The 4,189-nt window shown below is 60.9% G+C and carries 3 protein-coding genes; all 3 read right to left on the bottom strand.

The genetic code is table 11. The features are described from left to right. The coding region (gene guaD / locus AC1DH9_RS24135; RefSeq protein ID WP_477808907.1) for a guanine deaminase at positions 1 to 1,225 on the bottom strand (1,225 nt) is incomplete at its 3' end. 24 nt (positions 1,226 to 1,249) lie between these two features. Beyond that, the gene (gene xdhC, locus AC1DH9_RS24130; RefSeq protein WP_427547009.1) at positions 1,250 to 2,092 is read right to left on the bottom strand and encodes a xanthine dehydrogenase accessory protein XdhC; all 843 of its coding nucleotides are present in this window, start codon (positions 2,090 to 2,092) and stop codon (positions 1,250 to 1,252) included. A gap of 138 nt (positions 2,093 to 2,230) precedes the next feature. After that, the coding region (xdhB, locus tag AC1DH9_RS24125) for a xanthine dehydrogenase molybdopterin binding subunit (RefSeq protein WP_477808906.1) at positions 2,231 to 4,189 on the bottom strand (1,959 nt) is incomplete at its 5' end.

Below are 4,189 nucleotides of genomic sequence, written 5' to 3'. Positions count from 1 at the left end.
GCGTCTCGGCGATGCTCTTGGCCTGTTTCAGGCGATAGCTGAGCAGCGGCGTGGCGTTGTAGTCCAGCACCAGGAAGTCGGCGTCGGTGCCCGGTTGCAGGGTGCCGATCTTGTCTTCCAGGCGCAGTGCACGGGCACCGCCGAGGGTTGCCAGGTACAGCGATTTGAACGGGCTCAGGCGGGCGCCTTGCAGCTGCATGACTTTGTAGGCTTCGTTCAGGGTTTGCAGCAGTGAGAAACTGGTGCCGCCACCGATGTCAGTGCCCAGGCCCACGTTCAGGTTGTGCTTCTCGGCCATTGGCAGGTTGAACAATCCACTGCCAAGAAAGAAGTTCGAGGTTGGGCAGAAGGCAATCGCCGAACCGGTTTCGGCCAGGCGCGCGCATTCGTCATCGCACAGGTGCACGCCGTGCGCGAATACCGAGCGTTCGCCGAGCAGTTTGTAGTGGTCGTAGACGTCCAGGTAGCCCTTGCGATCGGGGAACAGTTCCTTGACCCATTGAACTTCCTGCAGGTTTTCACTGATGTGGGTCTGCATGTACAGGTCGGGGTATTCGCTGAGCAACTGGCCGGCGAGGGTCAGTTGTTCCGGGGTGCTGGTCGGTGCAAAACGTGGCGTTACCGCGTAGTGCAAACGACCCTTGCCGTGCCAGCGCTCGATCAGCGCCTTGCTGTCGACGTAGCTGGATTCGGTGGTGTCGGTCAGATAGTCCGGGGCGTTGCGGTCCATCATCACCTTGCCGGCGATCATCCGCAGGTCGAGCTTTTCGGCAGCTTCAAAGAACGAGTCCACCGATTGCGGGTGCACACTGCCGAACACCAGTGCGGTGGTGGTGCCGTTGCGCAGCAGTTCCTTGATGAAGATACCGGCGACTTCTTCAGCGTGGGCCTTGTCGGCGAATTGGCTTTCGCACGGGAAGGTGTAGGTGTTGAGCCAGTCCAGCAGTTGTTCGCCGTACGCGCCGACCATGCCGGTCTGCGGCAGGTGGATGTGCGTATCGATGAAGCCCGGCGTGATCAGCGCATCCTGGTAATGGCTGACTTGAATGTCGGCGGGCAGGCTGGCGAGCAGTTCGCAGGCAGGGCCGACGGCGCTGATCTGGCCGTTTTCAGTCACCAGCAAGCCATCTTCGAAATACTCGTAGGAGGCTTCGATACCCACCATGGCTGGGTCGGCGATGCTGTGCAGAATGGCGGCGCGGTAGGCTTTGCGAGTCAAAGGCATTGTCGTTCTCGGTTCGTGGCTTTTTTAGTTCGAGGCGTGGCTGCGGCGCGAGGCGGGCAGCAGTTTGGCAATAGGTTCGGCTTTCGCGCCGTGCTGGCCAAAATTCGCGTTATAGGTGGCGATGATTTCGCCGGCGATGGAGATGGCGATTTCCACCGGCAATTTGCCTTTGACCTCGCCCAGGCCCATCGGGCAGCGCATGCGTTGCAGCACGGCGTTGTCGAAACCGCGGTCGCGCAGGCGGTGTTCGAATTTCACCCGTTTGGTCTTCGAGCCGATCAGGCCGAAGTAGGCGAAGTCGTTGCGCTTGAGGATTGCCGCAGTGAGTTCCAGGTCGAGCTGGTGATTGTGGGTCATGACGATGCAGTAACTGCCAGCGGGCAGGTCGTCGATTTCGTCCACCGGTTCTTCGGCAACGATTTTACGCACGCCATGGGGGATCTGTTCGGGGAACTCGGCTTCCCGCGAATCGATCCAGCGCACGCGGCAGGGCAGGCTGGCCAGCAACGGCACCAGCGCCCGACCAACGTGGCCGGCACCGAATACAGCGATCTGTGCCTGTACCTGGCCCATGGGCTCGAACAGCAGCACCGTGACGCCGCCGCAGCATTGACCGAGGCTGGCGCCGAGGGTGAAACGCTCCAGGTGGGTGTCCTGTTTGCCGCTGGCAAGCATTTCCCGGGCGACCTGCATGGCCTTGTATTCCAGGTGCCCGCCACCGATGGTGTCGAACGCCTGCGTGGCGCTGACGACCATCTTCGAGCCGGCATTGCGCGGCGTTGAGCCGAGCTCTTCGATGATGGTCACCAACACGCAGGGTTCACCCTGGTTTTGCAGGTCGGCGAGGGCGTCGATCCAGTTGTACATGTTCACCTCAACATTTCTGTTGTCTGTTCGGGCCTCATCGCGAGCAGGCTCGCTCCCACATTGGATTTGTACAGGTCCAACAATCAGCACATAACCCTGTGGGAGCGAGCCTGCTCGCGATTGGCCGCGACGCGGTCTTTACAGCGAAGCCAGCTCGGTCTCGGCTTCCACGGCTTTCACCGCCTTCAACTGGCGCATCTGCTCACAGCCCCACAACACCCGCTCCGGTGTGGCCGGTGCGTCGATTTTTGGCTGATGTCGGTARTCGCCCARRCTCGCCACKGCRTCCTTGATYGCGCACCAGACGGMRATGCCMAGCATGAACGGCGGYTCRCCCACRGCCTTGGAATGGAACACCGTGTCTTCCGGGTTCTTGCGGTTTTCCACCAGCTTGACCCGTAAATCCAGCGGCATGTCGGCGACTGCTGGGATCTTGTAGCTGGCCGGGYCGTTGGTCATCAGTTTGCCTTTGTTATTCCAGACGAGCTCCTCCATGGTCAGCCAACCCATGCCCTGGATGAAGCCACCTTCGACCTGGCCCATGTCGATGGCCGGGTTCAGCGAGGCGCCGACGTCATGCAGGATGTCGGTGCGGAGCATTTTGTATTCGCCAGTCAGGGTGTCGACGATCACCTCGGCGCAGGCGGCGCCAAACGCGTAGTAGTAGAACGGCCGGCCGCGTGCCTGGCTACGGTCGTAGTAGATTTTCGGAGTCTTGTAGAAGCCGGTGCTGGACAGCGATACCTGGGCGAAATACGCCTGCTGGATCAGTTCTTCGAAGGTCAGGATCTGATCGCGAACCCGCACGTGGCCGTTGTGAAACTCCACGTCTTCTTCGCTGACCGCATACTTGCGCGCGGCAAATTCCACCAGGCGTTGCTTGATGATTTCGGCGGCGTTTTGCGCAGCCTTGCCGTTCAGGTCGGCACCGCTGGACGCGGCGGTCGGCGAGGTGTTCGGCACTTTGTCGGTGTTGGTCGCGGTGATCTGCACGCGGTCGATTTCAACCTGGAACACTTCGGCCACGACTTGCGCGACTTTGACGTTCAAGCCCTGGCCCATTTCGGTGCCGCCGTGGTTCAGGTGAATGCTGCCGTCGGTGTAGACGTGAATCAGCGCACCAGCCTGATTGAGGAAGCTGGCGGTGAAGGAAATACCGAATTTCACCGGGGTCAGCGCCAGGCCTTTTTTCAGGATCGGGCTGTTGGCGTTGTAGCGGCGGATCGCTTCGCGGCGTTCGGCGTACTGACTGCTTTCTTCCAGCTCGGCGGTGATTTCCTCGAGCATGTTGTGCTCGACGGTCTGGTAGTAATGGGTGACGTTGCGCTCGGTCTTGCCGTAGTAGTTGGCCTTGCGCACGGCCAGCGGGTCGAGGCCCAGATGACGGGCGATGGCGTCCATCACTTCTTCGATGGCGACCATTCCTTGCGGGCCGCCAAAGCCGCGATAAGCGGTGTTCGACGCGGTGTTGGTCTTGCAGCGGTGACCGTTGATGGTCGCGTCGCCCAGGTAGTACGAGTTGTCCGAGTGGAACATCGCCCGGTCGACGATCGACGCCGACAGGTCCGGTGAACAACCGCAGTTGCCGGCCAGTTMCAGCTGGATGCCGTGCAGGCGTCCGCTGTCGTCGAAGCCGACATCGTATTCAATGTAGAACGGGTGACGCTTGCCGGTCATCAGCATGTCTTCGACCCGTGGCAGACGCATTTTGGTCGGCTGGCCGGTCAGGTGCGCGATTACCGCGCAGAGACAGGCGGGGCTGGCGGCCTGGGTTTCCTTGCCGCCGAAACCACCGCCCATGCGGCGCATGTCTACGACGATTTTGTTCATCGAGACGTCGAGCACTTCCGCCACCAGTTTCTGCACTTCGGTGGGGTTCTGGGTCGAGCAGTAGACGATCATGCCGCCGTCTTCGGTCGGCATCACCGAAGAAATCTGGGTTTCCAGATAGAAGTGTTCCTGGCCGCCGATATGCAGCGTGCCTTGAATCCGATGTTCTGCGGTCGCGAGTGCAGTGGTTGAATCGCCGCGCTTGTGGGTGTGGCTGTCCAGCACGAAATGGCGTTTGCGCAAGGCTTCGACCACGTCGAGTACCGG

The sequence above is a fragment of the Pseudomonas sp. 05T35 genome, assembly GCF_056396605.1.
The sequence above is the reverse complement of the archived record's forward strand: the minus strand, read 5'-3'. Positions and strand labels throughout refer to the sequence as shown.